General features: G+C 65.6%; 1 protein-coding gene. It reads right to left on the bottom strand.

Features of this window, described 5'->3' with window-relative positions:
* Positions 1-27: 27 nt before the first annotated feature.
* Positions 28-1280, bottom strand: a protein-coding gene (locus MKW14_RS40645; protein WP_240871810.1) for an IS3 family transposase whose coding sequence is annotated in 2 segments (ribosomal slippage) — positions 28-998 and positions 998-1280 — 1254 coding nt in all. Because the reading frame shifts where the segments join, the coding sequence is not laid out codon by codon here.
* Between the last annotated feature and the right edge of the window lie 50 nt (positions 1281-1330).

The following is a 1330-nucleotide window of genomic DNA, read 5'->3' as shown; positions in this document are numbered from 1 at the left end:
TGAACCGCCCCGGGTTCGGTAGAGATCTCAGGCTGTGGTTGTGACCTGGGGTTTCGTGGATTCGGTGTAGTAGCTGGCTTCGTATTCGACGGGCGGGACGTGGCCTATCTCACCGTGGAGCCTGCGGTGGTTGTACCAGTCGACCCACTCGGCGGTGGCCAACTCGACCTGGGAGAGCGTCTTCCATGGCCGCTGGGGCTTGATCAACTCGGTCTTGAACAGGCCGATCGTCGATTCCATCAGGGCGTTGTCGTACGCGTCGCCGACCGAGCCGATGGAGGCGGCGATGCCAGCGGCGTCCAGGTGCTCGGCGAGCTTGAACGATGTGTATTGCGACCCGGCGTCCGAGTGATGGATCAACTCTCCTGGCTGAACGGGCTGTTGGTCGCGATCGCGTTGCCAGATGGCCATCTTTAGGGCGTCCAGGACGAAGACGGTCTCCTTCACGGTGGCCGCGGACCAGCCGACGATCCGGCGGGAGAAGGTGTCCACGACGAACGCGACATAGACGGTCGCGGACCAGGTCTTCACATGGGTGAAGTCCGCCACCCAGCACCGGTTGGGAGCGGCGGCGACGAAGTCGCGGTCGAGCAGATCGGGAGCCCGCCCGGCCTGCCCGCCGGGGATCGTGGTGATGACGCGTTTGCCACGCACCGCGCCCTGGATACCGAGCTCGCGCATCAGGCGCTCGACAGTACAGCGGGCCACCGCATGCCCCTGCCTGTTCAGCTCGCGCCAGACCTTCCGGGCTCCGTAGACACGGTAGTTGGACGCGTAGACCTCCTGGATCCTCTCCTTGAGCGCCTCGTCGCGCACGGAACGGGTGGAGGGCGTTTGGAGGCGTTTCTTGTGGGCGTAGTACGTGGAAGGGGCGATCTTGCAGTCGTGTGCGGTGAGCGTCCTGCAGATCGGCTCGACCCCGCCGAAGCGGTCCCGGTGCTCGTCGATGAACGCTACGAGCGCGTGTGTGGCCGGTCGAGCTCGGCCGCGAAGAAACTCGCCGCGGCCTTCAGGATCTCGTTGGCTCGCTTCAGCTCGGCGTTCTCCTTCTTCAGCGCCTTGAGCTGGGCGGACTCCTCCGTCGTCGTCCCCGGACGCTGCCCCGCGTCGATCTCTTGCTGCTTCACCCAGTTCCGCAGCGTCTCGCGGGAGCCGATGCCGAGCTTGTCCGCGACCGCCTGCAGGGCGGCCGTCTCGTTCGGGTAGTCGTCGCGCACCTCGGCGACCATGCGCACCGCGCGACGGCGCAGCTCAAGAGGGTAACGGGAGGGTCGTGCCATGACTCAATCCTTTCATGGAATCGAGTCTCTACCTGACGCGGGGCGGTTCA

Origin of the sequence: Streptomyces gilvus, assembly GCF_022513565.1 — a bacterium.
Taxonomy (GTDB): Bacteria; Actinomycetota; Actinomycetes; order Streptomycetales; family Streptomycetaceae; genus Streptomyces; species Streptomyces gilvus.
The sequence above is the reverse complement of the archived record's forward strand: the minus strand, read 5'-3'. Positions and strand labels throughout refer to the sequence as shown.